Below are 26,253 nucleotides of genomic sequence, written 5' to 3' on the forward strand. Positions count from 1 at the left end.
TATTTTTATAATATTTAGACTAAATTCCGAACATGAAAAAGTTTTATGTAAATAAATCCGTTACAATGTATGAACTCCAGAATTTATTGCAAAACTATGTATAAATCGGAGGTGTAAATTTTGAATGATTTCACAGTAGTACTTATCAAGTTTATATCGTGCATTATCGCATTTAGCATTGGGCTTGCTTTATTTTTCCCTGCAACGTTTGTTCAAATTATTTCATTCAGTCTCTTTGTTACAATCGTATCCTACATGTTCGTTGATAAAATTATTTTAAATCGAATTGGCAATACTGGTGCCATTATGTCGGATTTCTTATTAACATATTTAAGCGTATGGATTTTCGGTAATATTTTATTAGACAACTATATGCAAATTGCATGGGGCAGTATCCTTTCTGCCATCGTCTTCACTTTATCTGATGTAATCGTTCATCGCTTCTCTAACTCTCATACAAGGCACAACAATGATAACATTCGTATTAATCGCCGCTTTGCATATGGTACGGAGTTTGCTGAAGAACAAAATATATTGGATAAAGACAAGAAAAAGTAACATTTTAATGCAGGAGCACCCTTTTTAATTATGTGGTGCTCCTTTTTTATATATTTTCATTATGGTACGTGAAATTATATAAACGATTATTTCAAAATATCGACTTACCAACAATATTTGACGCTATTTTTCTAATAAAAAAACTGCCTCTTATTTAGAGGCAGCCACTTTCAAGTCTTTTAATGCAACAACATCCGCAAACGCTCCCAATACTGCGTTATGATGTTTCACAATATCTTCAGCACGTAACACTTCTGCATCAAATGTACTATGCGCATCACTAACTAACGTTACTTTATATCCTTCACTACATGCTCTGCGCGTTGTCGTATCTACACAATACTCTGTTTGCATTCCCGAAAGAATAACGTGTTCAATTCCTTTCTCTTGTAACACTTCGCTTAAGTTTGTCTTATGGAATGAATCTGGCGTCGTCTTTTCAACAATATCATCCCCTTCTTGCGGAGCGATTGTTGCATGGATTCGCCATCCATCCGTACCTTTTTCTAACGGATGGTCTTTAGGACCGTTATGTTGGACATAAATAACTGGAATATCATTTGAACGACATTCCCCAATAAGCTCTTGCAATGTTTGTAAAAATTTTTCCCCATTATGTACTGGCATTCCAGCTGTATACATACCCGCTTGTACATCAATTACGATTAATGCTTTTTTCATTTCCCACAGCTCCCTTCGTTTATATAAGCCATTTCATATTCATTATAATTGTTTATATTCCATCATCCAACAATCTTCTAGTTTCCCCTCATGCAGCTCATGTTCCTTTAAAATCTTTACTTTTTTAAATCCGCATTTTTCATAACACTTTATCGCTCGTTCATTATTTACTTTCGGATCCATTGCGATTGCTTCTGCTCCCATTTCACCCATAATGTATGTAATTGCTGCCTGAACGAGTTTTTGTCCAATTCCTTTTCCCCAATAGGCTGGTTCACCGATAAATTGATCCATTCCCCATACATTTTGTGATTCTTTATAGCCATATATCGCTTTCCACTCTGAATCAACTGGGTACATTTGTATGTAACCAATCGGAACGGTATCAAATTCTATTAAACATCTTTTTTCATTATTGTTTGGATTATGTATAAAATGATCAAGCACCTTTTCTACAGATTGCGGATTATCTCGTCCTTCGTAATACTGCAGGACTTCTGGGTCCGTTAACCATTTAGAAATGATAGATACATCATCTTCCATTACGTATCTAATCAATAACCCTTCTTTTTGAAATAGCATATTATACCTCTATTATTCTTTTATATTTTTTCTTGATATTATATCTTTCATTGCACCTACTAATGCATATGGTAGTAATGTTATCGTAAAAAATGCTGTAAATACGTTAAATTGCGGGATTGTATAGAGTGTGAACCATTCTGTGAAAAATTGAGAATTTAATATTCTATTAAAAAACTCTCCGCCTGGTCTAAGGTTTGGTGCCCACGCAGTTATTTCACACAAAATAAAGTGAAACTTTAATCAGTGGGGGTTTTACGGGCAGTTGATTCCCCACCTAACTTCTTCGCTTTCGCTGAATTTTGAGGTGGGGGTCTTACTGCCCGTTAATGCGGGATAAACAGTAACTGAACAATAAAAAATGCCCCTAGATAACGAAACCAAGTCCGTTTCCATATAGGTTGTGCATTTTTTAATATGTCCCCCATCTAATCCCCTCCTTAAATATCCATCATATTAATTATACACTTTCCTCACTTTATTTGTTAAAATTTTCTATATAGTTAATACCGTTGGGGGAATACATTATGTCTAAACCTATACTTACATCCACTTTAATCATTCTTAGAGGAAACTCCGCAAATGGTAAAACAACGATCGCAAAGCAACTACAAGAACATTTCGGACAAGGTACACTTTTAGTCTCTCAAGACGTCGTGCGTAGAGATATGTTAAGAGTACACGACACGATGGGGAACTTATCTCATGATCTACTATTTGAAATTACGAAGTACGGAAAAAGAAAATGTGAATTTGTTATTTTAGAAGGTATATTGAACAGTCGTAGGTATGGTGAGATGTTAAAAGAATTAATTCGTTATTTTGATGAAAATGCATTTACATATTACTTTGATTTATCATTAGAGGAAACTATTAGACGACATAACACAAGGGACAAACGACATGAATTTGGTGAAGATTTCCTACAAAGATGGTATAATCCGCACGATACAATTGAGGTTGCCAGAGAAACTATTTTTACAGATAACTTTACGCAAAAAGATATATTTGATGTGATTCTTAATGATGTTGCGATACAAAAACAAGACTAACATAATATGTTAGTCTTGTTATGTACTTTGTGTTTCCGTTTTTATAATTGAACAATCTTGACATAAATAAAAATAAATATCCATTTCCCCAAACTGGAAATCAACTACTGAAATAAGTCCGCGTTCCTCGATATCTTGTGTAATTGTAGCAACATACTTCATCTCTTTAGAACAAGTTGGACACGCCAAATCCTCTGGAAGATCCGCATATAATGGTGCCCCTAATAATCTACATACATATTCAGAACCGAACAAGTCAAAAGCTTCCCAGTAACTATCTTCATCTGTAGGTATATCTTCATTTTTCATATTTATAAGCTTTACCGTTGTTTTTGGTAATGAAACTGGTAACTTATCTTCCTCTTCCATTATCCATTCTTCTGTATTTTGCTGCTGTAAGATTTGAACTGTTTTACCTCCATCACTTAACTGAAAATATTGCGGTTCCCACACCATCGCGCAGTTCAAGCATGAAACGAATGGTAAAATATTTAGTTCATTACTTTTAAGTTCAGCAAGTCTCCCATCTTTTAAATCAAAACAGAGAATTTGATGCATCTTCTCACCGCATAACTTACATACTGGCAAATTACAATCTTGACCGCCAAAGTAATGATTATATGAACCTCTTCCTTCAATTACTCTATACCCTTTCCGCTCATTACAATGTGCGCCATATAATTCTATTGTCATATTCTATCCTCGCCTTTTATAAGAATGATTCACAAAATGATAATAATTAAGACTAAAAAACATCGTCTTCCTGAATAGTTTCCATAATAAATTCTTTTAAACTCGGAGATATTTCTTCCATTTCGTCATCCGCGTGATACCAAATATATATTTTATCATCCATTTTTCCATTATTTATTTTAAAGCACAATTTATCCCCTGAACCATCGTCACCAATTATGATAAGATTTTCTGGCATAGACTCATCTCTCATGTCAATGTTTTGTCTAACTATATCATCCCAAGTTTTCGTTACATTTCTATTATCTTTAATCGGATATAGCATCCATACCCCTATTTCAGCATTATTAACTAATTTAATAAGATCCCTATATTGATTTGGGAAAGCAACACCTAACTTTTCTTCCGTTTCTTTTATTTGCAACTCCAATACACCTTGTTTCTTTGTTTCAATATATTCTCTTACTTCTTTCATGAAATACACCTATCCTTTGAACTTAATTACACTATTATGAGTGAACGTGTTTAGTAAACGATTTGATCCGATTTATATATTTCATTATACGTTAACCCTTCGTTTTCAACATACTATTCTTCTCTACTTCTCAATAAACTTCTGTTCTACTTCCTTACCTCATTCTTAATAGTTTTTCTAAACATGAGACAATTTTTATGTTTTATTACAGGTTTATTAATAAGTCATTTAAAAATCCTATTATACTTCCACTAAAAAAATAAAAGCCAGCCTCAATAAAGAGAACTGACTTCTATTTGGATCATTATAGTTACTATAAAATTTTTACTTTAACAGTTTTTCTTCCCCAATTCATAGCTTTACTTTTTGACCCCATTAATACATCAATACGATTACCTTTAATTGCGCTTCCAGTATCACCAGCGATAGCTTCTCCATAACCTTCTACCCATACTTTAGATCCTAATGGGATTACTTTCGGGTCGACTGCGATAATTCTCATATTCGGATTTGCCGTTAAATCATGCCCCATCGCAGTTAAAACGCGTCCACCATATGTACCATTTTCACTTGGATCAGCAGTATACGCTGTCGCTACTACCGTTAATTCACGTTTAGCAGACTGTATGTTGTTTTTTGATACTTCTTTCGCTCTTTCTTCTTCTTTAGCTTTTGCTATTTCTCTTGCTCTTTCTTCTTCCTTAGCTTTTGCTATTTCTTGCGCTTTCTCTTCTTCTTCTTTAGCTTTTGCTATTTCTCTTGCTTTCTCTTCTTCTTTAGCTTTTGCTATTTCTCTTGCTCTCTCTTCTTCTTTAGCTTTTGCTATTTCTTGCGCTCTCTCTTCTTCTTTAGCTTTTGCTATTTCTCTTGCTTTCTCTTCTTCTTTAGCTTTTGCTTTTGCTATTTCTCTTGCTCTCTCTTCTTCTTTTGCTTTTGCTATTTCTTGCGCTCTCTCTTCTTCTTTAGCTTTTGCTATTTCTTGCACTTTTTCTTCTTCTTTAACTTTTGCCTCTTCTTTAGGCTTTACTATTTCTTGCGCTTTCGGTTCTTCTTTAACTTTTACTTCTTCTTTGACTTTTGCCTCTTCTTTAGGCTTTACTATTTCTTGCGCTTTCGGTTCTTCTTTAACTTTTACTTCTTCTTTGACTTTTGCCTCTTCTTTAGGCTTTACTATTTCTTGTGCTTTCGGTTCTTCTTTAACTTTTACTTCTTCTTTAACCTTTGCCTCTTCTTTAGGCTTTACTATTTCTTGTGCTTTCGGTTCTTCTTTAACTTTTACTTCTTCTTTGACTTTTACTTCTTCTTTAGGCTTTACTATTTCTTGTGCTTTCGTTGTTTCTTTCGCTTTTGCTACTTTCTGCGTCTTTACTTCTTTCTTTTCTTTAACTGATTTTTGTACTTTCGTTACTTGCTTCGTTTTCTCTTCAGTTTTCTTTTCAGTTGGTGCTGTACTTGATAGGAAAGAAACGTTTGCATAAGCAGTTTTTCCTTTATACTCAAATTGCAGCCATCCGTCTTTTACTTGATGCGTTGATTCAATTACATCATCTTTTTTTAGTCTGCCAAGAATTTCTGAATCTGTGTTTGCTTCGGTACGTACATTTAACAAATTCGCCGTTACATGATACACATCTTTTGTAAACTCCGAACTTACAAACACTTCTTTACCGTTCAATTCAATTTTTGACCAGCCATCTTCGGTATTGATGACTTTTAACTCTTGCCCATTCTTTACTTTTTCGACCACTTTTGATTCTGTAGTCGGTTTTTCACGTACGTTAAGTACATCTGCTGTTACGATTGTTTCTGCGGTAGCAGTTGTGGTAAACGCCCCCAATCCAAAAATAGTTGCTGTTGCTGCGCCAATTACTTTTTTCATATTAGCCTCCATTATATTTTTTTGAATTTTATCAAATGTCTCTGTAAAATTGTATAATTTTACATAATATCAAAACATTTGCAACAGTATATTAATACGGCTTAATATACTGTTATTAAAACTCCTCACTTCAATACTAACAAATTCTTATTTCTAATTCTATATATTATAAATCTCCTTATCTTTTATAAAAGCCCCATGCCCTTCTTCACACTAAATAGTTGTTGCAATTCCCGCCAAAAATAAACTTACGATTGCTAAAATTTGAGTAGCGACTATAGCCCCTCTTAAATGAAACTTATAATCTTTATATCCTTTCATACCTGCCGTACTAGGAATCACAACAAACCTTGGAGTAATCCAGCAAAAAATTAGCCAATCAATTATAAGTAAATCTACTAAATTGAAAATCATTAAAATACCAAAAGTGTGTAAATAAGCATCAATATACAATAATTTTTCATGCTTATGTAATATATATGTAGAAACGAAAGGACAACCGAAAAGAATAGCATTATATACAATATTAAAGTAAATGGTTTGCTTTTTTTCATGAATCGATTTTGGAAAAACTACTTTTTGAATATCTTTCGGATAATCAGTTAACGATAGTCGAGGATTATAATATAAGGACCCTAAAATCATTACGGATAGTACAGTAGACATGATGACACCAACGTACATCATTTGCTCAAATTGATTCATACGCTTCATTCACCCTTTCTGTAATTACTATGTTGATCATTCACTTAATTACACATTGTATGTACGTACATAATCAAAAATTAACAACTAGCTTTAATAGCGAAGCAAACAGATGTAAACGTACTAAAAGCAATGATCGATCCAAATAATATCCCTTCTCGTAAAATTTTACTAAGCGTAGGTTTTACATCGGAGAAAGTTTGTGAGATTGATGGATTATCTGGGGAAATTTTGAGCACATACATATAATTACAAAAAGGCAGTGCTACTTATGTAGCACTGCCTTTTTCTTTATTGGAATAATCCTTTTCCTTTATTCATTTACTTATAAAGTATTGTCAGTTCTTCTTTATGTTCTGTATTTCCACATTATAAATATTTCACGTCAAGGAGAGATGACTGAAATGAATAATCAAAAAATTGAACTTACTGGTCGTATCGTTACACCTAATGATCCTGATTATAATTCAGCGCGTGAAGAATTCAATACATTCTTCAACAAATTTCCGTTAATCATTGTTTTTGCTCAAAATACACAGGATGTAGTAAACGCGGTTCGCTGGTCAAGGCTACATAACGTTCCTATACGCATGCGCTCTGGACGTCATAATTATGAGGCATTATCCGTCAGTAATGCTGGTCTTGTAATTGATGTAAGTGAAATGAAACAATTAGAAATAGATCACAATAATGGAACTGTAACTATTGGGACTGGATGGAGAAATATTTCTTTAATTGAAACACTTGCTGCTGAAGGGTTAGTTGTGCCGAGTGGTGTTTGTCCTACTCCCGGGATTGCAGGTGTTACTTTAGGTGGCGGACATAGTATTCTCTCTCGTCCGTTTGGATTGACTCTCGATCATTTACTTGAATTAGAAATGGTAGACGCGAATGGTTGTATAATACGCGCTAACGCCAAGTGTAACTCCGATCTCTATTGGGCTTCGCGCGGTGCTGGTGGTGGTAACTTTGGAATATGTACTTCGTTTAAGTTTAGAACACATAAAATTAATACGGTAGGATTTGCAGAAATAAGCTGGGGGATATCAGATTTAAAACCTGTATTAACCTCTTGGCAAGAATATACGCTACCTTGCGCTAATAAACGACTTACAACTACTCTTTTTATGTCTGCAGGATTAGAACCATCATTATTAATGCAAGGTGTATTTCTCGGTTCTGTTCAAGAATTGCAGACGCTACTACAGCCATTATTAGAAGCCGGTTCACCACTGCAAGTAACTATCGAAGAAATACCATGGGCAGAAGCAGCAGCGAAAATAGCTGAGAAGCAACCTGCAACACCTTTACCATTTAAAAGTGTAGGTCCATATGTGTATGAACTACTACCAGAAGAAGGACTATCCATTATCGATCACTTTATTAATAATGCACCTCCCTTTTCCACCACCTCCGTATTTTTCCACGGATTAGGCGGTGCTGTTGCTGAGGTGCCAAATGAGGCGACTGCTTATTTTTACCGAAAAGCACTATCAAACATGTCAATATTCGCTACTTGGGAGCAACCAGAAGGTGCTGGCGGAAGTATTCGATGGGTTGAAGACTTCCGTTTGGCAATGCTTCCATTTACAAAAGGTGTCTATGTTAATACTCCTGACCTATCCATTAAAAATTGGCCAGATGCATACTTCAGTTGCAACTTTGACCGATTAATGGAAGTAAAAGCAAAATATGATCCGAAAAATGTCTTTAACTTTCCGCAAAGTATTCCGCTTTTTTAACTGTTTAAATATTTTTCAAACTGCTAAGTAAACATGCATGTTATATTGTTTATTTAGCAGTTTAGTATAAAGGCTCTTTTGTTTACATAATAATATTATGTAGTGCAATGTATTGCTCTTTCATTTCTCTTTTTACTTATAATGACTCTTCCTATACTAAAAGCAAAAGCAATAAAAAATATAGTACTACCCATTAGAAATACTAAATTATAACTACGAATAATTCCTTGCTTATATTTTTCCTTTAGTTGCTTGTAAATCTTGTTCTCCTCATCAGTTTTTAATACTATCTGTTGTTTTTTATTTATTGCTTGCAATACTTGTTCCCTTTCTAAATTTGACAAATCACTTTTTTTAATCACCGTCACTACTTCCCTATTTATCTTCTCTTTTTCAACTAACAACTGATGATTCAGAAACATCACCAGTATTGCTACCCCAACAATACTTCCAACTGTTCTAGAAATATTACATATACTTGCAGCAACACCTGACTTTTCAATCGGTACACTTAAAACTGCTGTTGTTGTATACGGTGCTAATGTGCACCCAGTTCCAATCCCAACGATTATTAATCGCCAAATATAATCCCATGTAGTAAAATTTGAATCTATTTGACTAAATAAATATGATGCTACGATAAATGTTAATAGCCCTATACTACCTACTAATGAGCTTCCCCGCTTTGCTGCAATTGGTGTTACGATTACTGTAACAAGCATTGAAACAATCGCTAGTGTGCTAATTATTAAACCTGACTGTAATTCAGACATACCTTCTACTTGAACGAAATAAAAAGCAAGTATAAACAAAAAGTTCATTAATCCCATTCCAACAAAGAATAAAGAAAAATTCGAGATTGAAAACTCTTTATTTGTGAATAACTTTAATGGCAACATTGGATTTTCACTTTTCTTTTCAATGATAAAAAATAATATAAAACCTATGAGTGAGAGCATAAAAAGAAGTATTAAGCTTATCGTGCTTAAATGGTTTGTATTTACTTGTATGAGTGCATATACAAGTAAGCATAGTGCAGATGCAGAAGTAATCATACCTGCCCAATCTATTTTAGAGCTTGCAGCATGATCATAGGATTCCTTAATACAAAGAATCACGAAGATGAAAGATAATATACCAACTGGAACATTAATAAAAAACACCCAGCTCCAATTCAATTTGTCAGTTAAAATGCCTCCAAGTGAAGGGCCAATTGCCGCTGCTAATCCCCCAAAAGCTCCCATGATGCCTCCTATCATACCTTGTTTCTCTCTCGGTACTAAATTAAGACCTAGCGGCATAGCAACTGGTACGATAACTGCTGCGGAAATTCCTTGTATTATCCTAAAAGCTACTAATGTATGAAAAGAAGTGGCTATACCACACATAAACGAACTAATAGAAAATCCCAATAAACCAATAATATATAGCTTCTTGCGACCAAACTGATCCGCCAGACGTGCTGCAATTAATAAACACGATACAAAGGCGACATTATAACTATTAGCAACCCAAGAAATTGTATCAATTGAAGTATGAAATGTCTTTGTCATTTCTGGTAATGTGATATTCACAATATTTGAATCTAAAATCGCCATAAAAAAGCCTGCAATTAAAGCTATTAATGCAAATTTATTCCTCATTTCTGCCACCCTTATTCGTTTTATTGATTTAAAATGCCACTCACAAATAAATTTACACATGTCTCTATATACTCTTCTAATTGAATTTCTTCTTCCGATATACTTACATTCATAATGTATAAAAACAATTGTCCATAAAACATATTCGCTATCAAACGGTAATTACAGGTAGAAATGTGTCCCTTCTCACCAAGTTGCTTTAAATATTTTTCTAAGTGGTTCACTAGATGTGAATTCAACTCATGTAGTAATGCTTTCATTTCACTATTTTGTCTTGATTCTATTAGCGCAGCCCAAATATAATTTAGCTTTGGCAAATTGATTTGAATGTATGTTTCCGCCACTTTCGTCAAATCCTTATGTAAATCACCAGTAAACTGCTCTTCTATTTCATCTAACAAAGCCACTGGTGTCGTACGTAATATAATGCTCTCCCTAAAAAGATTTTCCTTATTTTTAAAATTACGAAATATCGTTAACTCGTTTACCCCTGCTTTTTCTGCTACTTCACGAATTGTTGTCGCTGTATATCCTTTTTCACCAAACAATAACGTAGCAGCTTCCATAACTTTTTCTCGTGCTGTTAATTTCCCCATCTTTATTCCTCCAATCAATATGTTAGTAAGTACTTACTAACATATTATCATAAAAGAAAAATGAAAGTAACTAGTTACTTTCATTTTTCTGAAATCTCATTCTCTATTCCACCACCGAAAGTAAAACTTTCTCAAGCTCATTTTTAGACAACATACTATCATTTATATACACTTGATATGCATTTCTTCCTTCCCTTGCTGGCACAACTATTTTCATAGCCCGTACATGCGATTCTTTATACTCACCGAATGTAACGTTATAGCCATTTAATTTATATTTCTTTATATCTCCAGTAAAATTAGGTCCTCTTTCAGATGGTTTATCAAATGGTCTATCAATAAAGTAATCTTTATATTCTCCTTCAACAATTTCTAATTGATGAATTGTAAAACCTAATTCTGCATCTGAAGTATGTGGCTGTTTTTTTACATTTTGATTTTCATATCTCATCGTAATAAGCGGCATAGGTTTTCCAAGTGTTGCTTCGGCTTTTACCTCTTCCAATACTAATTGATGTCCAACTGGAATATACGTTGGATGCTTAACCGGAAAACCAGTTATTTGTTCAGCTTGTTCAAATGTATAGGTAAAATGTTGATCTATTCTTTCTTCATATGTATGTAATTGTTCCATTACTTCTCTATCTCTCGTTTCTTCATCAGCATTTAGACGATCGGTTGCTGTATATTGTCTTTTTCCATTCTCTACGACACTTACTTTTTTATAAAAATAGTACGATTCCTGTAATAAAGTTACATACTTATCAAAGTCCTTTTCTGTAAATATACTTTTAGCAATTTCTATACGTTCCATTACGCCATTATAACCATCCTCAGTCATTCCCATATCTTGTCTTGCTTTTTCTGGTGTCCCTACAATTTTATCCATTAATGTTGTACCTGCAAAAGTACCGGTCGGTATTAAAATTGCCGCAGCTACAAAGCCAAGTAATAACTTTTTCTTCATAGAAACCTTCCTTTTCATTTTCGACTGTTGGTATTTATAAAAAGAGGTTTGCACTTTATTATCTAAATTTGGAGACGGCTCTATATTCTCTGCTTTTCTTTTTAGTTCATTTGTTACATATCTTTCAAAATCCATTTACTTCTTCCTCCCTTTCGTTTGGCATTTGCTCCATTTCCATTCTTAATCGTTTTAGTGCTGTGTGTAGTCGAGATTTCACTGTACCAATAGGGGTTTGAAGAAGTGCAGCAATTTCATCCAATCTATATTCATGGAAGTAACGCATAATAACTACTTCACGATGTTTATAAGATAAATTTTGTACAACTTCTACTAATTCACTTCGTGTTTCTTTATGTAAAATAGCTTCATCCATTATGTAAGACCGATCTTGTTCATACATTTTCTTCTTTTCAAAGATTCGAAATCGTCGCCACGATTTACGACGCCAATCCTGTACTTCCTTGACAACTAGTCCATGTAACCAAAAACGAAATGAACGATTCCTATCATAGTTTGTTATGGACTTCCACATGTTGATGTACACTTCATTAACTATATCGTCTACATCTTGGTTTTGACTTCCTACTAAAAATACTACTGTTCTATAAATATCTTTACATGTATATTCATAAATAATCTGAAAGGCTTCTTGGTCCCCAGACTCCATTTTATATAGCCATTCTTTTAATTGTACTTCATCCAAAGTTTCGTTCCCCTCTCGTAATCTTTCACACTATATTCGCTCGTTTTTTACAAAAGGTTCATTTTACATGAAAATTTATTTATTACAATAAAAATATAAGGTATATTTTTAAGAAAAGGAGGATTTCAAGAATGAATCAAGAGGATAAAATTTACGCTGAAAAAGTGTTAAAAAATCTATTCATCGGATCACAAGTTGATGGATTACAATTTGGTATTTCTCCAGCCGCTATAAAGATTCATTTCACAAACTTTCACGACTCAGTTGATTATGACGGACAATTATATATCAATATCGAATCCAAATGGTGTTTATTTAATAAACCTCAAAAAAGATACCCATTAAATGAAGATGAATTTGAAGTTTATTCTGAGGAAGAAGAATATGAAAGAATATTTAAGGTAAGAAGACAAAAAGTTACCGATATACAACTTGGCTTAGAAAGCCCTCATTTAATTATTACATTAGATAGTGGACAAATTATTTTTGTAAATGGTTTTCATGATTATTATGAATGTTGGCAATCTGGTGTTCTATGTGAGCAATGGCTTGTAGTCGCTGCACCTGGGAATGAAATCGCCACTTGGGCTCCCGATGAGTTTATCGATAAATAAACTGTCTTCACGAAGAAGAACCGAAGATATTTTATGAACTACATAACTATTTCTATTACACTTAAACGAATGACCATTTTACTTTAATAGAACTCACTTTATTAAAGCTGAAAGGATGATAATGATGGCATGTGTCCATGATTTTGGAATAATTGACCATTTTACTTCTCAAAAAAATTACGAAGATTATACACCAGAGAAATATCATTGTATTTCTGTTGATGATGATATTATCAGTAGCTTAAATCGAAATTTATCAATTATGAAAACCTACTTTCATACAGTCAAAAATCAAGAACACGGTTTAGCTCATTACGGTATTACAATTATCCCGCCTGAATCATTAGCAATTTTCTATGAAACAGTTACATCTTCAAAGTTCTTCATAAATTCTGATGAGCTGAATGAGTTAGCTTCAAAAATTGAACAAGCTACAGCAGAACAAAAGTACATGATCCATTATGGGCTTTAAATGTAATACAAAAAACGCTTAGGATTTCTCCCAAGCATTTTTTGTATGTTACTAATAAATTTATTCCTTAACCATTTAGTCCATGATTGAGCCTATGGCCCCATCTTTTACAAGTGAGGGCGCCCCTATTAATCTAAATAAGCGTCTCATTTCCAATCTTCCATCTAAACCATTTCCCATGCCCTTCTGTTTCTCCAACCGTTTCACGATATTCGTTTCCGTTAATATAATAATCAATATGAAGGTCACGATCCCACATGTTGTTATAAAGGTGGAATACATCACGTTTTGCGCCAATTTCTTGTATTTGTTTTTCTAACTTATGTTTTACTTGTTCTGGTATTTGATTTGCGACGTGTGTATGGAAAATACAAATAACAGCTTCTTCACTTATTTGTTCAATAATAGATGATAATAGCTCTACACCGTCTCCTTCTATGAATTGGACAGATTCATTTTTCACTAAAGATGCAGCTTGATCAAACATCTCAAGCCTTTCTTTATGTTCTGGCCAAATTAAAGCACGTAACCATAAATAATCTTCCTCATTATGTAAATCATTCACATGTAAGTCCAGTCCGATTCTTTCTACGACAGATGGGCTTTCTTTTAGAAAACGCGGCACATTCTCTCCTCTTATTTCAGAAGTTACATGCACATTTGAATTTATATTTCCGTACATTTCATCCGTTCCGTACGAATAACGATATTGGTCCCAGAACAGTTGTAACCCAGAACTTGTCCCAATTTCAATTAACGCTAACGGCTTCTTCACTTTGTTAAATATGTAGCAGAAACTTGGGTATAAGTATGCACACCGTCTTACTTCATTCGTTTGAACGAGTTTTGTTTGTAACAATGTAATGATGTCTTCTCGGTACTCTTTACAGAAATCTTTAAAATGATCAAAAGCTTTATCTAAATTTGTATCAGCATTTTCAACTAAACTACTATAATACGTTTTTAAATGATGTTCTTTCCCTGCTAATAATAAATAATGTACTGCACCTAATAATAAGTTTGGGACTGGTTGACCTGCTTGAGCATAGAACGATAGTGTAAGTACTTCCTCATCTTCAGCAATTTTCATTGATAAATATTCATATAAATCACTTGACCCTGTACATTCCTTTATTGAGAAGTTTCGAAATAAGTTTGAAATTTGTTCTTTTGTACGCATTAGAATACCTCCTTTTTATTTTTCAGAATAATCTTACCATTACAGAAAGAAAAACCCCATAAAAAGGTACTCGATTTAGTCACTTAAGGATACGTAAGCTTTTTCGAGATAATTTCAAACTGTAATTTTTTTCTATTTATCACCTTAAAAGAGCTTGTTAAATAAGATTTTTAGCGAATAAAACGTTAAATAGTTTAAAATTATCAGATAACACTAGATATTTTAGTCTATTAATTATTATAATAGAGTATGAGATGGTTATATAATTGAGACAAAAAAGGTATACACCTAGGTGGGGCCTAGGCGGTGTTTCTCTTTTACGGCTTAGACATAGAAAACACCTACACTTTTTTGCCAATATAGGGGATGGAGAGATTATCATGAGCAACATGCAGCAAAAAACAGACGTTATCTTAATTGGTGCAGGAATTATGAGTGCAACGTTAGGCTCATTACTAAAAGAATTGGCACCAGAATGGGAAATTAAAGTTTTTGAAAAACTCGCAAGTGCCGGGGAAGAAAGCTCTAACGAATGGAATAATGCAGGTACAGGGCATTCTGCGCTATGCGAACTGAACTATACTTCCGAAAAATCTGACGGATCTATAGATATTAGTAAGGCTGTAAAAGTGAATGAGCAATTCCAGCTTTCAAGACAATTTTGGGCATATCTTGTAAAGAGCAAATTAATTCGTAATCCACAAGATTTTATTATGCCACTACCTCATATGAGTTTAGTACAAGGGGAAAAAAATGTTGAGTTTCTAAAAAACCGTTTTGAAGCGCTTTCAAAAAATCCGCTGTTTCAAGGAATGGAATTTTCTGATGCTCCTGAAACATTAAAAAAATGGCTTCCACTCATTATGGAAGGCCGCACATCTAATGAAGCGATGGCGGCAACGAAGATTGACTCTGGAACAGATGTTAACTTCGGTGCATTAACACGTATGTTGTTTGATTACTTAAAAACAAAAAATGTCGAGCTAAACTACAAGCATAGTGTCGAAAATATTAAGCGCACGAAAAATGGTTTGTGGGAAGTAAAAGTACACGATATGAATAGTGGTAAAATTGAACATCATACTGCTAAATTCGTCTTTATTGGCGGCGGTGGCGGTAGCCTACCTCTACTTCAAAAGACTGGTATCCCTGAATCAAAGCATATCGGTGGATTCCCGGTAAGTGGACTATTTATGGTATGTAAAAACCAAAAAGTTGTAGAGCAGCATCATGCGAAAGTGTACGGTAAAGCTAAAGTTGGCGCTCCGCCAATGTCTGTACCTCATCTAGATACGAGATATATAGACAATAAAAAAGCTTTACTGTTTGGACCATTCGCAGGCTTTTCACCTAAATTCTTAAAAACTGGCTCAAACCTTGACTTAATCGGTTCTGTAAAACCGAATAACGTCTTAACGATGTTAGCTGCTGGTGTAAAAGAAATGGGACTTACAAAATACTTAATTCAGCAAGTTATGTTATCACACGAAAAACGTATGGAAGAATTACGCGAATTCATTCCGAACGCGCAAAGTGAAGATTGGGATATTGTAGTTGCTGGACAACGTGTACAAGTAATTAAAGATACTGATGCTGGCGGTAAAGGAACACTTCAATTTGGTACAGAAGTAGTAAGTGCAGCTGACGGCTCAATCGCCGCATTACTAGGCGCATCACCAGGTGCTTCTACTGCTGTTCACGTCATGCTTGAAGTATTAGAAAAATGTTTCCCAAGCCGCATGGTAGAATGGGAAGAAAAAATAAAAGAAATGATTCCTTCATATGGCATTTCACTAACTGAAAATCCAAGATTGTTCCAAGATCTTCACACTTCGACTGGTCGTACACTTGGATTAAACGAAAAAGAAACTGTTCATAATTAATGAAGAAATAAAAAAAACGTCCAATATATTCGGACGTTTTTTTTGTCTATTAAAAATTATACTTATCAATATTATCTTTCATAAATACAACTCGTTCTGGCAATACGATAATTCCGTTTCCTTCTGCCTCATAATCATATCCTTGAATGGAGTTTGGCTCTACTTTCACTTTTCCGATTCCTTTTACTTCAAAGCTATCCCCTACTTTTAACTTCTTTCCTTTTACAACAATTTCATTTGCTACATAAGTTGCCAACGCACCTTGCTGTTTGACATCCCATAATCCGAATTGTTGTACTGTTCCTCGTTTTACATAATCACGCATAACGTTCGGTGTAGAAAATCCAGTTACCACTACTTTTTTATCCATTTTTAAGTTTTCAGCTGCTTGCGCCATGGCTGGGAGTGCTGTTGCATCTGGACAAATAACTGCGTTAATATCTGGATACGTTTTTAATATGTTCTCCCCTACAGATAAAGATTTTTGTGCATTATTTTCACCGTACTGCGTCGTTATAATTTCCCAGTTCGGATATTTCTTTTTAATAATTTCTTTCGCTTTCGTTACCCATTGGTTTTGATCTGTTACTGTTGGGCTAGAGTAAAAGAAGGCTACTTTTCCTTTATCTCCAATTTGCTTAGAAGTCATTTCAATTAATAAGTTAGCAAGTTGGTCTGGTGTTCCTTGGCTGATATAAAAGGAACGGTCTTTCGGATTCACATCAGAATCCCACGTTAAGACGGTCATTCCTTTTTTCTTAGCACGTTGCAATGATTGCGATAAACCATCAACTGATGTAGAGGAAACCATAAGTGCATCATAGTTTTGGTTAATAAAATTATTTATATACTTTACTTGCCCTGATACACTCGCTTCAGACGGCCCATCATATTTCACTTGTACGCCTAGCTTCTCTCCCATCTCCTTTGCTCCTTCACCTCCCGATGTAAAGAAGCCAACTCCAGTTAACTTCGGGATAAATGCAAATTTCACATCATCAGCTTTTTTCTTATCTGCCGTTTGACTGGAACAAGCGATTAAACCAATTAAACAAATACATACAATCAATACAATCCCTAGTTTTCTCTTCATGACATTTCCCCCTTATGCAAATTTCGTCTTTTCCCTGCTAAGAATTGATGTAATTTGAAATGTCTCATAATAACTGAAAGAATAAGAATCATACCAATTACTACGTTGGATTGTTCATTTGTTAAACCCGTCATTTGCAAACCATACTGCATGAGCCCAATAAAAATACTCGCTAGTACAGTACCAATAATACTTCCTTTTCCTCCCGTAATAAGTGTCCCGCCTAATACGACTGCTGTAATGATTGGTAAAATTGTTTCATTTCCCATATCAGCACGTGCGGAACCAAAATATGCGGTTAAGAAAGCACCTCCTAATCCACCTCCTAACCCAGAAAGTATGTAAGCGATAATGACTACTTTTTTCGTTTTAATCCCGGTGTATTTTGCTGTATTTTCGTTCGCTCCTGTTAATTTTACATGGCGCCCGTATATAGTTCGGTGAAATAATACAGTATATAAAACTGTTAATACGATCAGTAGCCATAATAAATTCGGTATTCCTATAAAACTACCGTTTGCCAGTTGTACAAATGTGTCAGGTAAACCGCTTATTCCTTCATACCCAGAAGCACCTGCTCCTCCTGAAATGACGAGTGCAATTCCTCCGTATAAAAACATCGTTCCGAGTGTAACGACGAGTGGTTCTACATCCGTCATTTTTATAATGAGTCCGTTTAAAGCGCCTGCTAAACAACTAATTATTAGGGCGATTATGACAGCAAACAAAATAGGTATTCCGTTCATCCAAAGTACACCAATCAAGATCGAAGTGAGCCCCATTATTGATCCGACCGATACATCAATTCCTCCTGTTACAATAACGAAAGTCATTGGTATCGCCGCAATTGCGATAAATAGGAAATCATTTGTACTAAAAAGGAGATTACTAATATTTAAGAAATCACTATTTATAAAACTAAAAAGGATGAATTCTATAAGAAGTAATACAATTAGAACCCCTTCCCATCTATATAAATACTTCATAGATTCATCCTCCTTTTTGCCTTCCACTTTTTCATAACACTATCTAATATGATGATGAGTAATAATAAAAAACCTGAAATGGCATTATTCCAAAATGCTGGTATTTTTAAAAAGACGAGTGAGCTGCTTATTGTTTCTAAAAATAACGCTCCTAATGCAGCTCCAAATATAGAACCTGTTCCTCCTTTTAAATGAATTCCTCCTAGTACAGCGGCTGCGATTACTTGTAATTCTAATCCTGTACCTGTTTGATTTGGGACGAACCCGATATTCATAACAAATATGCAACCAGCGAGCGCAGCGCTTATGCCTGAAATCATAAACGCATATATCTTCACTTTATTAACAGGTATACCAATAAGCCTCGCGCCATCTTCATTATCACCTACTGCATAAAAGTATCTTCCCAATGGCACTTTTCTTAAAAAAAAGTATAGTAGTAGTAAAATAATAAAAACGAACCATACAGTTATAGGTAAACCAAGAATGATGATAGATGACAGCTGCTTAAAATCGTTTGGAATATCTTCAATCCACTTCCCGCCTGTGAAAATTAACATTGCACCTCTAACAATTCCTAACATGCCTAATGTCATAATAATGGCTGGTACCCGAAACTTTGCAACGCCAATCCCGTTTATGAAACCGATAATAGCACCAAGCATTATCGCAGCAAGAATTGACATGAATGCATTATACCCGTTCGTTAACAACATCCCGCAAACTGCCGCGCTTAATCCCATAATTGAGCCAACTGATACGTCTATATTTTTCGTAAATAAAACGAACGATTGGCCAATTGCTAGAACGACTAAAATAACGCTTGATTTCATCATTAATGATAATGAGTTAAACTGAACAAAATTAGGATTTATTATCCCGACAATAGCTATATAGATTAGTAGTAACAGTATGATAGACATTTCGTGCATTTTATACATACGTTTCATTTCGCTACACCTCCGTATGCAAGACGTGTAACTTCTTCTAAACTTATTTGTTCTTTCTCCAAATGAGAAACAAATTGACCATTTCGCATGACGTATACACGGTTAGCTAATTGGACAATTTCCTCAACGTCTGAAGAAATGAATAATATGGCGAGTCCTTCCCTTTTCATTTTTTCTATCGTCTCATACACTTCAAGCCTTGCTTTCGCATCAATTCCGCGAGTCGGTTCATCAAGAATAATGATTTTTGGATTACACGCGAGATATTTCGCAAGTACGACTTTTTGCTGATTACCTCCCGATAAAGATGCGAGTTCTTCATTCATATTCTGTACAACAATTCGGAATTGTTCTATAAACAAATTAACTAAAGCGCTTTCTTTTTCTTGATTTATAAAAAAGCGATTATTTTGATATAAACTTGCTGCTGCAATATTTTCTTTAACAGAAGCAATTGAGAAAATTCCATTCCTCGCCCTATCCTCTGGCACATAAACTAGTCCTTCGTCTAGCCTTTTATGCAAAGAACACGTATCAATTGATTTTCCATCTAATAAGATAGACCCTGATTTTATAGTTTTCAATCCAAATATCGCTTCTGCTAATTCCGTTCTGCCAGATCCTATAATGCCAGCAACACCTACAACCTCTCCCGCATGTACAGTGAATGATATATTTTTGAATGCGTGACCATTTATATCAACCACTTCTAATATTTTTTTCGTCCTTGCTGTCTCTTGAACTACTTCTATTTTCTCCTTCTGTTTATATCCTTTTGGCAATAGTCCCTCCATTAGCATGTCATATGTATAGTCACATACATCACCTTGGCTTACAATCATTCCATCACGTAGTATTGCTACTTTGTTAGCAATTTCAAAGATTTCTGGAAAACGATGCGTAATATAAATCATCCCAATTCCTTTTTCTTGTAAACTTTTCATCAACACAAAAAGACTCTTAATTTCGTGTGTTGTTAATGTCGATGTTGGCTCATCTAGAATAAGAATCTCAGCTTCTCTTATTAATCCTCTAACGATTTCTACTAACTGTTGCTGCGCAATGGATAATGATGCTCCTAACTCATAAAGGTCAATATCCCACCCTAGACTGTTAATCAATTGCTGAATCTGTACTCTTAGTTTCTTTTTCTTTTCTTTTAACCCGATACATATATTTTCTTCAATAGTCATATGCGGAAAAATGAGTGGTTCTTGCGGTATTAAATAAATACCTTTTCTATGTGCTTCTGACGGATTTGAAAACTGTTGCTTCATTCCTTTTACATACATCTCTCCATCATCATACGAATATAACCCCGTTAATATTTTCATTAATGTCGATTTCCCGGCGCCATTGCCACCAACTAAAGCGTATATATCACCATGCTCTACTTGTAAGTTCACTTCCTTTAGCACAAGTTGATTCGAAAACGCCTTACTCATTTTCTTCAATTGTAATAAGGGCACATTCTCCACATGATGTCACCTGCCTTTATCCAGAACATTTTTTGAGAAAATGATTATTTGTTCTACTTGTTTTGTAGCATTGTATATTCCTTTTTTCATATCTAGAACACTTTTTTCAATGTACTATTAATCGTTTCAACTGGAATAAACAAAATATGTGACACATATGTTTAAGCATTGGTCAATTGTTGAAAGGGATGAAGAGTATGTCACAGCTGAACTTTGAAGAAAATTTATTAACTAAAGTAGCCTGGTACTATTATAAAGATCAATTAACACAACAAGAGATTGCTTCACTTCTTCATATTTCAAGAAATAAAGTCGTCCGGTTATTAGATAAGGCACGCAGTGAAGGTATCGTTACATTTCACGTAAAAGGAACCGGTTTGCATTGCTTGAGCATTGAACGTGACTTAATGAAAAAGTTCCACTTGAAAGATGCCTTTATTATCCCTACTCCAATAGACAATTATGCTACTTCTCTCGGAAAAGCCGCTGCACAATATTTAGAGACTCATCTCCAACAAGGTGATTTACTCGGCATCGGCTGGGGTGAAACAATAAGTAAAATGCTAGAAAACATTCATTTTGAAAGTTCTATTAATCTTTCATTCGTAACGCTAACAGGCGGAGTAAACCACTATCTTCCAAGAAAACAAAACTATTTACACTACATGCAAGGTGATCTTCATATTATTCCTACTCCTTTTCTAGCATCTTCTACTGAAATGGCACAAAGTATTTTATCAGAACCAAGTGTGAAAGATATGCTTCATGTCGCTTCACTTGCACATACAGCAGTTGTCGGTATTGGCGGGTTATCTCAAGACGCTACGATTGTAAAAGAAGAAAAATTAACGCTACGTGAAATGACATATATTCGAAGTCAAAATGGGGCGGGCGATATTTTAGGACAGTTTTATAATACGAATGGTGAGTTATTAGAGCTCTCGCATCATAATCGTCTAATTGGCACACCACTTACGATTCTTCGCAGTATGAAGCATGTCATTGGTGTGGCTGGAGGTACTCAAAAGATAGATGCCATTTATGGGGCTTTAAAAGGGAGATTTATTCATACATTAATTACTGATGAAGAAACTGCGCTCTCCTTATTAAGAAAGGAAGGTGATTCTTAATGTCTACTTTATTAGCTTTCGATGCTGGTACAGGAAGCATACGAGCTGTTCTCTTTGATTTACATGGCAATCAAATTGCAGTAAGCCAAAAAGAATGGGTTCATAAAACTGATCCTCGTTACCCCGGTTCTATGAATTTTGATGTAAAAGAAAACTGGCAACTTGTACAACAGTGTACGAAAGAAGTTCTGCAAAAAAGTAATATACTTCCCTCTTCTATTCAAGCTATTAGCGCTACAAGTATGCGAGAAGGTTTTGTTTTATATGATAAAAATGGGCAAGAAATATGGGCATGTGCAAATGTTGATGGCCGTGCATCCGCTGAAGTTAGTGAGCTAAAAGAAATCCGCTCACATCTTGAAGAAGATTTATACAGAAAATCTGGGCAAACTTTTTCATTGAGTGCTTTACCACGTCTACTTTGGATTAAAAAACATGAACCAGACGTCTACAACAATATTCACTCCTTTACGATGTTAAATGATTGGATTTTGTATAAATTAAGCGGCGTACTGCAAATCGACCCTTCCAACGGTTGTACGTCCGGAATCTTTGATTTACAAAATAGAAATTGGGATAACGATGTCGCTAAAGAATGTGGTATAACGTTGCCATTTTCACCAAAAGTAAATGAAGCTGGCACTGTGATTGGTAATGTTACAAAAGAGTGTGCAGCACTAACTGGTTTACTTGAAGGGATTCCTGTCGTCGCTGGCGGCGGTGATGCTCAAATGGCAGCACTCGGGACTGGAGTCGTAAAGCCAAATCAAACTTTAATATGCGGCGGCAGCTTTTGGCAACAGGAAGTGAATATTACAGAGTCAACAACGGATCCAAATGCTGCAATTCGAGTAAATTGTCACGTCGTTCCGAACCTTTGGCAATATGAAACGATTGCCTTTTTCCCTGGCCTCGTTATGCGTTGGTTTCGAGACGCTTTTTGCCAAGAAGAAAAAAAGTTCGCTGAAAAACTCGGTGTAGACGCTTATGAATTATTAGAAGAACAAGCGAAAGACGTACCTGTAGGTTCATATGGTATTATCCCTACTTTTTCAAACGTTATGAACTACATTTCTTGGCGTCATGCCGCACCTTCATTCTTAAATTTAAGTTTAGACGCTGACAAATGCGGAAAAAAGGAAATGTTCCGTGCTATTGAAGAAAATGCGGCCTTCGTTACACTTGGAAACTTAAAACTAATTGAAAATCTTACTGGTACATTCCCTTCTGAAGTTGTTTTTGCTGGCGGTGCGGCTAAAGGGAAACTATGGCCACAAATTCTATCAGACGTACTCGGCATACCTGTAAAAGTACCAGTTGTGAAAGAAGCAGCTGCTTTAGGAACTGCGATTGCTGCTGGAGTTGGCGCTGGCATATATTCATCTATGGAAGAGACTGCCGAACAATTTGTACAGTGGGAAAATACATTTGAACCAATCACTGAAAATCACGAGCTATACAAGGAATTCTATGAAACATGGAAAACCGTGTATAGCAGTCAGCTCGCTTTAGCTGACAAAGGACTTACAACACATATGTGGATTGCACCTGGTGCACTGTAACTCATTTACATAAAGGAGTGAACTGTATGTTAAAAGCGAATGAAAATGATTTCTCCTATCGCTTCGGTGATAACGGGCCGAAATATTTAATACAAGGCCCGAATATTGATCTTGGTCTTGTTGTCATTCAGCCTGGGCAAGAGTTTCAAAATCACTATCATACAACGTGTGAAGAAGTTTTTTATGCGTTAGAAGGTGAAATAGACTTCTATGTAAATAACGAAAGAGTTCTGATTAAACAAGGTGATGTCCTGCAAGTTCGCCCTCATGAATCTCACTATCTGATTAACCATTCTGATAAACCTTTTAAAGCTGTTTTTATAAAGTCACCACATTTACCAAATAAAGATACGGTACAAACGGAAAATCCAACATTAACGAAGGAGTGATTTCGAATGACTTGGGGATTTAAAAATCGATTAAATACAATTTTACCTGATGGTAGAGCGGTTATGTTAGCAATAGATCACGGATATTTCTTAGGACCAATTCACGGACTAGAACAACCACTTGAAACAGTAAAAAACTTACTTCCTTATACAGACTCCCTCTTTTTAACGCGCGGTGTACTTAGCTCCTGTATTCCTGAAAACTGCAGTACACCGATGGTTATGCGTGTATCTGGCGGCGCTACTGTCGTCGGTAAAGATTTAGCGAATGAAACAATTGTTACACCTGTAAAAGAAGCAGTGAAGCAAAACGCAATTGGCGTTGGCGTTTCTGTTTTTGTCGGATCAGACTATGAAACACAAACTGTTTCGAATCTCGCAAATGTAGTTTCTGAAGCTCACGATTACGGCCTACCAGTACTCGGTATTACCGCAGTCGCAAAGGAATTACAAAAACGTGAAGCTCGCTTTCTAGCACTTGCTTCCCGCGTATGTGTTGAAATGGGTGCTGATATTATTAAAACGTATTACTGCGAAGGATTCGAAAAAATAACGAGCACATGCCCTGCCCCAGTTGTCATCGCGGGTGGCCCAAAACTAGATTCAATCGAAGACGCATTAAACATTACGTACAATGCACTGCAAGAAGGCGCGATCGGAGTAGACATGGGCCGAAACATATGGCAATCTGAGCACCCAGCTGCGATGATTCAAGCAATACATGGTATTGTGAAGAATAGATTGAATGTGAAAGAGGCGCTTGAACTTTATGATGATGTGAAGAATTAATGTAAAAAGACAGACTATTTATTAGTCTGTCTTTTTTACTTTACAGTGAAACTTTCTTAATTCGTCTTCTAATATGATACATACTTAAATTTTATACACCTTCAAATGATTACTCTTGGTGATTACTATTAAGCTTTGAAATTTTCTTACCTTCTCTATAATTAAGACAAGACACTTCAATTAATAAGCCATTAAATACTGTAAAATAAAAACCATAACTACTACCTCGCATCGAATAAGGTTCCTTATCTATTTCAATGCCGCCTGCTACTAAAAGATTATACGCTTGATCCACTTCATTTGTAGTTTCCACTAAAAAACCAATATGAAAAGCTTCCGGATACGTAACTTCCTTATTCCCTTTAAATGCTTTTGGATCACTTAGCACAAGTATAAATCCACTTTCATCACTCATCACTACTAGTGCCTTTCCCTTTTGCTCCAAAAATTGAAAATCAAAAAATGTTTCAAAGAAATATCTCGCTTCTGATAAATCATCAACACATAAATTCAAATGATTTAACTTCATTCACTCATCTCCTTTTCAGCAGAGGGTATGTAGACTCATTTTCATAACACTTAAATATGCAAGGTAAGATATTCAAGCGTTCCGTCTAAGACTATGCTTTATAAGTCTAATACTTTTCTCCATAGCCTAGAACGTTTTTTATGACTGCAATTATATAAACCGTTCGACGTGAAATATTAATGTACCTATATAAAATAGCTCCATTATTTATTTTCCAAATTGTGTAGAACCCACTCAACCAAGAAAATTGCTGAAGGGATGCGCTCTGTTGTATCACCTAAAAATAGTTTATTAAGTAACTCATCTAAATGAATTGGCTTATTCGGCAACGTTTGAATATACCTTAAAGCAGATCCCGCTGGCGGTACTGGCTTATTATTAATAGCCCATATCCCTTCTAACAATGTCCAAGTTGATGTATGAACTAAGTATGAAGCTTTTAACTCATCATTTGCTTTTAAAGCAGATTGAATTTTAATAAGCGAACTATGCAACCAATGAGAAATGCCCTTCATTTTGTCACTTGAAACACGATAGTTTTCAAATTCATATGTAGCTATTTCCTTTAACTTTTTTAACTCACCGCTTTTATCAAACAAAATTTTCCCTTCTAGAAATGAGTATAGTTCCATCGGATTGTTTTTAAAGTTTACTTGAATTTGATTAAAATCTGCACTCTTATATTCAACTAAAATATCTTCTCTCATTTCAGAATGAAATTTCTTCTTTTGTCCGTCTTCTAAAAGAATATAGAAGTCTAAATCAGATTCAGGATATGCATCGCCTCTTGCGACAGATCCAATTAGCATGAATCCATTTACCTTTTCCATAGATAAGACTTCCGCTACTATTGTTTGCACTAATTTTTTATATTGTTCATATGTAATGAATGAAAGATTTCCTATCATTCCCATCCCCCCAG

General features: G+C 35.0%; 27 protein-coding genes and 2 pseudogenes. 11 read left to right on the forward strand and 18 right to left on the reverse strand.

The features are described 5' to 3' along the window. Positions 1-120 precede the first annotated feature (120 nt). On the forward strand, positions 121-558 hold the full coding sequence (locus AC241_RS14800; protein WP_050844030.1) for a YndM family protein: 438 nt from the start codon (positions 121-123) through the stop codon (positions 556-558). Positions 559-708: 150 nt separating this feature from the next. Here AC241_RS14800 and AC241_RS34315 read toward each other — a convergent pair whose 3' ends face one another. The 3 genes and pseudogenes from AC241_RS34315 to AC241_RS36025 form a co-directional block, all read right to left on the reverse strand. Beyond that, positions 709-1,239, reverse strand: coding sequence for a cysteine hydrolase family protein (locus AC241_RS34315; RefSeq protein ID WP_016081173.1), 531 nt, complete (start codon positions 1,237-1,239; stop codon positions 709-711). Positions 1,240-1,281: 42 nt separating this feature from the next. Continuing rightward, on the reverse strand, positions 1,282-1,821 hold the full coding sequence (locus AC241_RS34320; protein ID WP_000898782.1) for a GNAT family N-acetyltransferase: 540 nt from the start codon (positions 1,819-1,821) through the stop codon (positions 1,282-1,284). 12 nt (positions 1,822-1,833) lie between these two features. After that, positions 1,834-2,249: pseudogene (locus tag AC241_RS36025) on the reverse strand (YfzA family protein). Between the two features lie 99 nt (positions 2,250-2,348). On the opposite strand from AC241_RS36025, the gene AC241_RS14820 reads away from it, so the two are divergent. Beyond that, positions 2,349-2,873, forward strand: a complete 525-nt coding sequence (locus AC241_RS14820; RefSeq protein ID WP_050844032.1) for a kinase — start codon at positions 2,349-2,351, stop codon at positions 2,871-2,873. A gap of 18 nt (positions 2,874-2,891) precedes the next feature. Here AC241_RS14820 and AC241_RS34330 read toward each other — a convergent pair whose 3' ends face one another. The 4 genes from AC241_RS34330 to AC241_RS14840 all read right to left on the reverse strand — a co-directional run bounded on the left by AC241_RS34330 (position 2,892) and on the right by AC241_RS14840 (position 6,625). Next, on the reverse strand, positions 2,892-3,566 hold the full coding sequence (locus AC241_RS34330) for a hypothetical protein (RefSeq protein WP_050844034.1): 675 nt from the start codon (positions 3,564-3,566) through the stop codon (positions 2,892-2,894). A gap of 52 nt (positions 3,567-3,618) precedes the next feature. Beyond that, a complete protein-coding gene (locus tag AC241_RS14830; protein WP_050844036.1) occupies positions 3,619-4,041 on the reverse strand; it encodes an SMI1/KNR4 family protein in 423 nt (140 codons plus the stop codon). A 313-nt stretch (positions 4,042-4,354) separates the two neighbouring features. Next, on the reverse strand, positions 4,355-5,920 hold the full coding sequence (gene entB, locus AC241_RS14835) for a cell wall-binding protein EntB (protein WP_050844038.1): 1,566 nt from the start codon (positions 5,918-5,920) through the stop codon (positions 4,355-4,357). Positions 5,921-6,133: 213 nt separating this feature from the next. Continuing rightward, positions 6,134-6,625, reverse strand: a complete 492-nt coding sequence (locus AC241_RS14840; protein ID WP_029442623.1) for a nitroreductase — start codon at positions 6,623-6,625, stop codon at positions 6,134-6,136. A gap of 84 nt (positions 6,626-6,709) precedes the next feature. Here AC241_RS14840 and AC241_RS34335 point away from each other — a divergent pair. Together AC241_RS34335 and AC241_RS14845 are read left to right on the forward strand one after the other, a co-directional pair. Further along, positions 6,710-6,874: pseudogene (locus tag AC241_RS34335) on the forward strand (GNAT family N-acetyltransferase); the annotation flags it as partial. 155 nt (positions 6,875-7,029) lie between these two features. Beyond that, positions 7,030-8,367 carry an FAD-binding oxidoreductase gene (locus tag AC241_RS14845; protein WP_050844040.1) on the forward strand — a complete coding sequence of 446 codons (1,338 nt, stop codon included), beginning with the start codon at positions 7,030-7,032 and terminating at the stop codon, positions 8,365-8,367. A 95-nt stretch (positions 8,368-8,462) separates the two neighbouring features. Here AC241_RS14845 and AC241_RS14850 read toward each other — a convergent pair whose 3' ends face one another. From AC241_RS14850 to AC241_RS14865, 4 genes are all read right to left on the reverse strand, one after another. Then, positions 8,463-10,010, reverse strand: coding sequence for an MFS transporter (locus AC241_RS14850; protein WP_050844042.1), 1,548 nt, complete (start codon positions 10,008-10,010; stop codon positions 8,463-8,465). A gap of 20 nt (positions 10,011-10,030) precedes the next feature. Beyond that, positions 10,031-10,606 carry a TetR/AcrR family transcriptional regulator gene (locus AC241_RS14855; RefSeq protein WP_050844045.1) on the reverse strand — a complete coding sequence of 192 codons (576 nt, stop codon included), beginning with the start codon at positions 10,604-10,606 and terminating at the stop codon, positions 10,031-10,033. A gap of 103 nt (positions 10,607-10,709) precedes the next feature. Next, the gene (locus AC241_RS14860) at positions 10,710-11,708 is read right to left on the reverse strand and encodes a hypothetical protein (RefSeq protein WP_050844047.1); all 999 of its coding nucleotides are present in this window, start codon (positions 11,706-11,708) and stop codon (positions 10,710-10,712) included. Next, positions 11,698-12,276 (reverse strand): sigma-70 family RNA polymerase sigma factor, encoded by a 579-nt coding sequence (locus AC241_RS14865; protein WP_050844049.1) that lies wholly within the window; start codon positions 12,274-12,276, stop codon positions 11,698-11,700. The genes AC241_RS14860 and AC241_RS14865 overlap by 11 nt, the downstream gene beginning before the upstream one ends. A gap of 131 nt (positions 12,277-12,407) precedes the next feature. On the opposite strand from AC241_RS14865, the gene AC241_RS14870 reads away from it, so the two are divergent. Both AC241_RS14870 and AC241_RS14875 read left to right on the forward strand, forming a co-directional pair. Beyond that, positions 12,408-12,890, forward strand: coding sequence for a hypothetical protein (locus tag AC241_RS14870; RefSeq protein WP_050844050.1), 483 nt, complete (start codon positions 12,408-12,410; stop codon positions 12,888-12,890). Positions 12,891-13,011: 121 nt separating this feature from the next. Further along, positions 13,012-13,362 carry a hypothetical protein gene (locus AC241_RS14875; protein WP_050844052.1) on the forward strand — a complete coding sequence of 117 codons (351 nt, stop codon included), beginning with the start codon at positions 13,012-13,014 and terminating at the stop codon, positions 13,360-13,362. A 133-nt stretch (positions 13,363-13,495) separates the two neighbouring features. Here AC241_RS14875 and AC241_RS14880 read toward each other — a convergent pair whose 3' ends face one another. Next, complete coding sequence (locus AC241_RS14880; RefSeq protein ID WP_050844054.1) at positions 13,496-14,542, reverse strand: DUF2332 domain-containing protein; 1,047 nt, start codon at positions 14,540-14,542, stop codon at positions 13,496-13,498. Between the two features lie 380 nt (positions 14,543-14,922). Here AC241_RS14880 and AC241_RS14885 point away from each other — a divergent pair, with 380 nt between their 5' ends. Then, positions 14,923-16,425, forward strand: coding sequence for a malate:quinone oxidoreductase (locus AC241_RS14885; protein ID WP_043936175.1), 1,503 nt, complete (start codon positions 14,923-14,925; stop codon positions 16,423-16,425). A 49-nt stretch (positions 16,426-16,474) separates the two neighbouring features. On the opposite strand, the gene lsrB is transcribed toward AC241_RS14885, so the two are convergent. From lsrB to AC241_RS14905, 4 genes are read right to left on the reverse strand one after another with little or no spacing between them, the layout of a single operon-like run. Then, positions 16,475-17,518 (reverse strand): autoinducer 2 ABC transporter substrate-binding protein LsrB, encoded by a 1,044-nt coding sequence (gene lsrB, locus AC241_RS14890; RefSeq protein ID WP_048565504.1) that lies wholly within the window; start codon positions 17,516-17,518, stop codon positions 16,475-16,477. Then, positions 17,515-18,504 carry an ABC transporter permease gene (locus tag AC241_RS14895; RefSeq protein WP_048565503.1) on the reverse strand — a complete coding sequence of 330 codons (990 nt, stop codon included), beginning with the start codon at positions 18,502-18,504 and terminating at the stop codon, positions 17,515-17,517. The genes lsrB and AC241_RS14895 overlap by 4 nt, the downstream gene beginning before the upstream one ends. After that, positions 18,501-19,454 carry an ABC transporter permease subunit gene (locus AC241_RS14900; RefSeq protein ID WP_050844056.1) on the reverse strand — a complete coding sequence of 318 codons (954 nt, stop codon included), beginning with the start codon at positions 19,452-19,454 and terminating at the stop codon, positions 18,501-18,503. The genes AC241_RS14895 and AC241_RS14900 overlap by 4 nt, the downstream gene beginning before the upstream one ends. After that, positions 19,451-20,932 carry a sugar ABC transporter ATP-binding protein gene (locus tag AC241_RS14905; protein ID WP_016081159.1) on the reverse strand — a complete coding sequence of 494 codons (1,482 nt, stop codon included), beginning with the start codon at positions 20,930-20,932 and terminating at the stop codon, positions 19,451-19,453. The genes AC241_RS14900 and AC241_RS14905 overlap by 4 nt, the downstream gene beginning before the upstream one ends. A 179-nt stretch (positions 20,933-21,111) precedes the next feature. Between AC241_RS14905 and AC241_RS14910 the strand changes: the two genes are divergently transcribed. From AC241_RS14910 to lsrF, 4 genes are read left to right on the forward strand one after another with little or no spacing between them, the layout of a single operon-like run. Next, positions 21,112-22,062 (forward strand): sugar-binding transcriptional regulator, encoded by a 951-nt coding sequence (locus AC241_RS14910; protein ID WP_141553222.1) that lies wholly within the window; start codon positions 21,112-21,114, stop codon positions 22,060-22,062. Beyond that, positions 22,062-23,624 carry an autoinducer-2 kinase gene (lsrK, locus tag AC241_RS14915; RefSeq protein ID WP_016081157.1) on the forward strand — a complete coding sequence of 521 codons (1,563 nt, stop codon included), beginning with the start codon at positions 22,062-22,064 and terminating at the stop codon, positions 23,622-23,624. Before AC241_RS14910 ends, lsrK begins: the two co-directional genes overlap by 1 nt. Before the next feature lie 26 nt (positions 23,625-23,650). Further along, positions 23,651-24,013 carry a cupin domain-containing protein gene (locus AC241_RS14920; RefSeq protein WP_016081156.1) on the forward strand — a complete coding sequence of 121 codons (363 nt, stop codon included), beginning with the start codon at positions 23,651-23,653 and terminating at the stop codon, positions 24,011-24,013. Positions 24,014-24,019: 6 nt separating this feature from the next. Then, positions 24,020-24,802, forward strand: coding sequence for a 3-hydroxy-5-phosphonooxypentane-2,4-dione thiolase (gene lsrF / locus AC241_RS14925; protein WP_000219780.1), 783 nt, complete (start codon positions 24,020-24,022; stop codon positions 24,800-24,802). A 109-nt stretch (positions 24,803-24,911) separates the two neighbouring features. Here the strand turns inward: lsrF and AC241_RS14930 are convergent, their stop codons facing one another. After that, the gene (locus AC241_RS14930) at positions 24,912-25,331 is read right to left on the reverse strand and encodes a VOC family protein (RefSeq protein WP_050844058.1); all 420 of its coding nucleotides are present in this window, start codon (positions 25,329-25,331) and stop codon (positions 24,912-24,914) included. A gap of 203 nt (positions 25,332-25,534) precedes the next feature. Further along, entirely contained in the window at positions 25,535-26,239 is a 705-nt protein-coding gene (locus tag AC241_RS14935; protein ID WP_016081153.1) for a nucleotidyltransferase family protein, read from the reverse strand. Positions 26,240-26,253 lie beyond the last annotated feature (14 nt).

This window comes from Bacillus thuringiensis (assembly GCF_001182785.1).
GTDB classification, from domain to species: domain Bacteria; phylum Bacillota; class Bacilli; order Bacillales; family Bacillaceae_G; genus Bacillus_A; species Bacillus_A thuringiensis_S.

Bases quoted from the DNA above. Each gene is read 5' to 3' on its own strand.
- AC241_RS14935 (WP_016081153.1), bottom strand. From the start codon at position 26,239: ATGATAGGAAATCTTTCATTCATTACATATGAACAATATAAAAAATTA.
- AC241_RS14885 (WP_043936175.1), top strand. From the start codon at position 14,923: ATGAGCAACATGCAGCAAAAAACAGACGTTATCTTAATTGGTGCAGGA.
- AC241_RS14840 (WP_029442623.1), bottom strand. From the start codon at position 6,625: ATGAATCAATTTGAGCAAATGATGTACGTTGGTGTCATCATGTCTACT.
- AC241_RS14820 (WP_050844032.1), top strand. From the start codon at position 2,349: ATGTCTAAACCTATACTTACATCCACTTTAATCATTCTTAGAGGAAAC.
- AC241_RS14860 (WP_050844047.1), bottom strand. From the start codon at position 11,708: ATGGATTTTGAAAGATATGTAACAAATGAACTAAAAAGAAAAGCAGAG.
- AC241_RS14875 (WP_050844052.1), top strand. From the start codon at position 13,012: ATGATGGCATGTGTCCATGATTTTGGAATAATTGACCATTTTACTTCT.
- AC241_RS14920 (WP_016081156.1), top strand. From the start codon at position 23,651: ATGTTAAAAGCGAATGAAAATGATTTCTCCTATCGCTTCGGTGATAAC.
- AC241_RS14895 (WP_048565503.1), bottom strand. From the start codon at position 18,504: ATGAAGTATTTATATAGATGGGAAGGGGTTCTAATTGTATTACTTCTT.
- lsrB (WP_048565504.1), bottom strand. From the start codon at position 17,518: ATGAAGAGAAAACTAGGGATTGTATTGATTGTATGTATTTGTTTAATT.
- entB (WP_050844038.1), bottom strand. From the start codon at position 5,920: ATGAAAAAAGTAATTGGCGCAGCAACAGCAACTATTTTTGGATTGGGG.
- AC241_RS34330 (WP_050844034.1), bottom strand. From the start codon at position 3,566: ATGACAATAGAATTATATGGCGCACATTGTAATGAGCGGAAAGGGTAT.
- AC241_RS14845 (WP_050844040.1), top strand. From the start codon at position 7,030: ATGAATAATCAAAAAATTGAACTTACTGGTCGTATCGTTACACCTAAT.
- lsrF (WP_000219780.1), top strand. From the start codon at position 24,020: ATGACTTGGGGATTTAAAAATCGATTAAATACAATTTTACCTGATGGT.
- AC241_RS34315 (WP_016081173.1), bottom strand. From the start codon at position 1,239: ATGAAAAAAGCATTAATCGTAATTGATGTACAAGCGGGTATGTATACA.
- AC241_RS34320 (WP_000898782.1), bottom strand. From the start codon at position 1,821: ATGCTATTTCAAAAAGAAGGGTTATTGATTAGATACGTAATGGAAGAT.
- AC241_RS14830 (WP_050844036.1), bottom strand. From the start codon at position 4,041: ATGAAAGAAGTAAGAGAATATATTGAAACAAAGAAACAAGGTGTATTG.
- AC241_RS14855 (WP_050844045.1), bottom strand. From the start codon at position 10,606: ATGGGGAAATTAACAGCACGAGAAAAAGTTATGGAAGCTGCTACGTTA.
- AC241_RS14930 (WP_050844058.1), bottom strand. From the start codon at position 25,331: ATGAAGTTAAATCATTTGAATTTATGTGTTGATGATTTATCAGAAGCG.
- AC241_RS14870 (WP_050844050.1), top strand. From the start codon at position 12,408: ATGAATCAAGAGGATAAAATTTACGCTGAAAAAGTGTTAAAAAATCTA.
- AC241_RS14880 (WP_050844054.1), bottom strand. From the start codon at position 14,542: ATGCGTACAAAAGAACAAATTTCAAACTTATTTCGAAACTTCTCAATA.
- AC241_RS14850 (WP_050844042.1), bottom strand. From the start codon at position 10,010: ATGAGGAATAAATTTGCATTAATAGCTTTAATTGCAGGCTTTTTTATG.
- AC241_RS14900 (WP_050844056.1), bottom strand. From the start codon at position 19,454: ATGAAACGTATGTATAAAATGCACGAAATGTCTATCATACTGTTACTA.
- lsrK (WP_016081157.1), top strand. From the start codon at position 22,062: ATGTCTACTTTATTAGCTTTCGATGCTGGTACAGGAAGCATACGAGCT.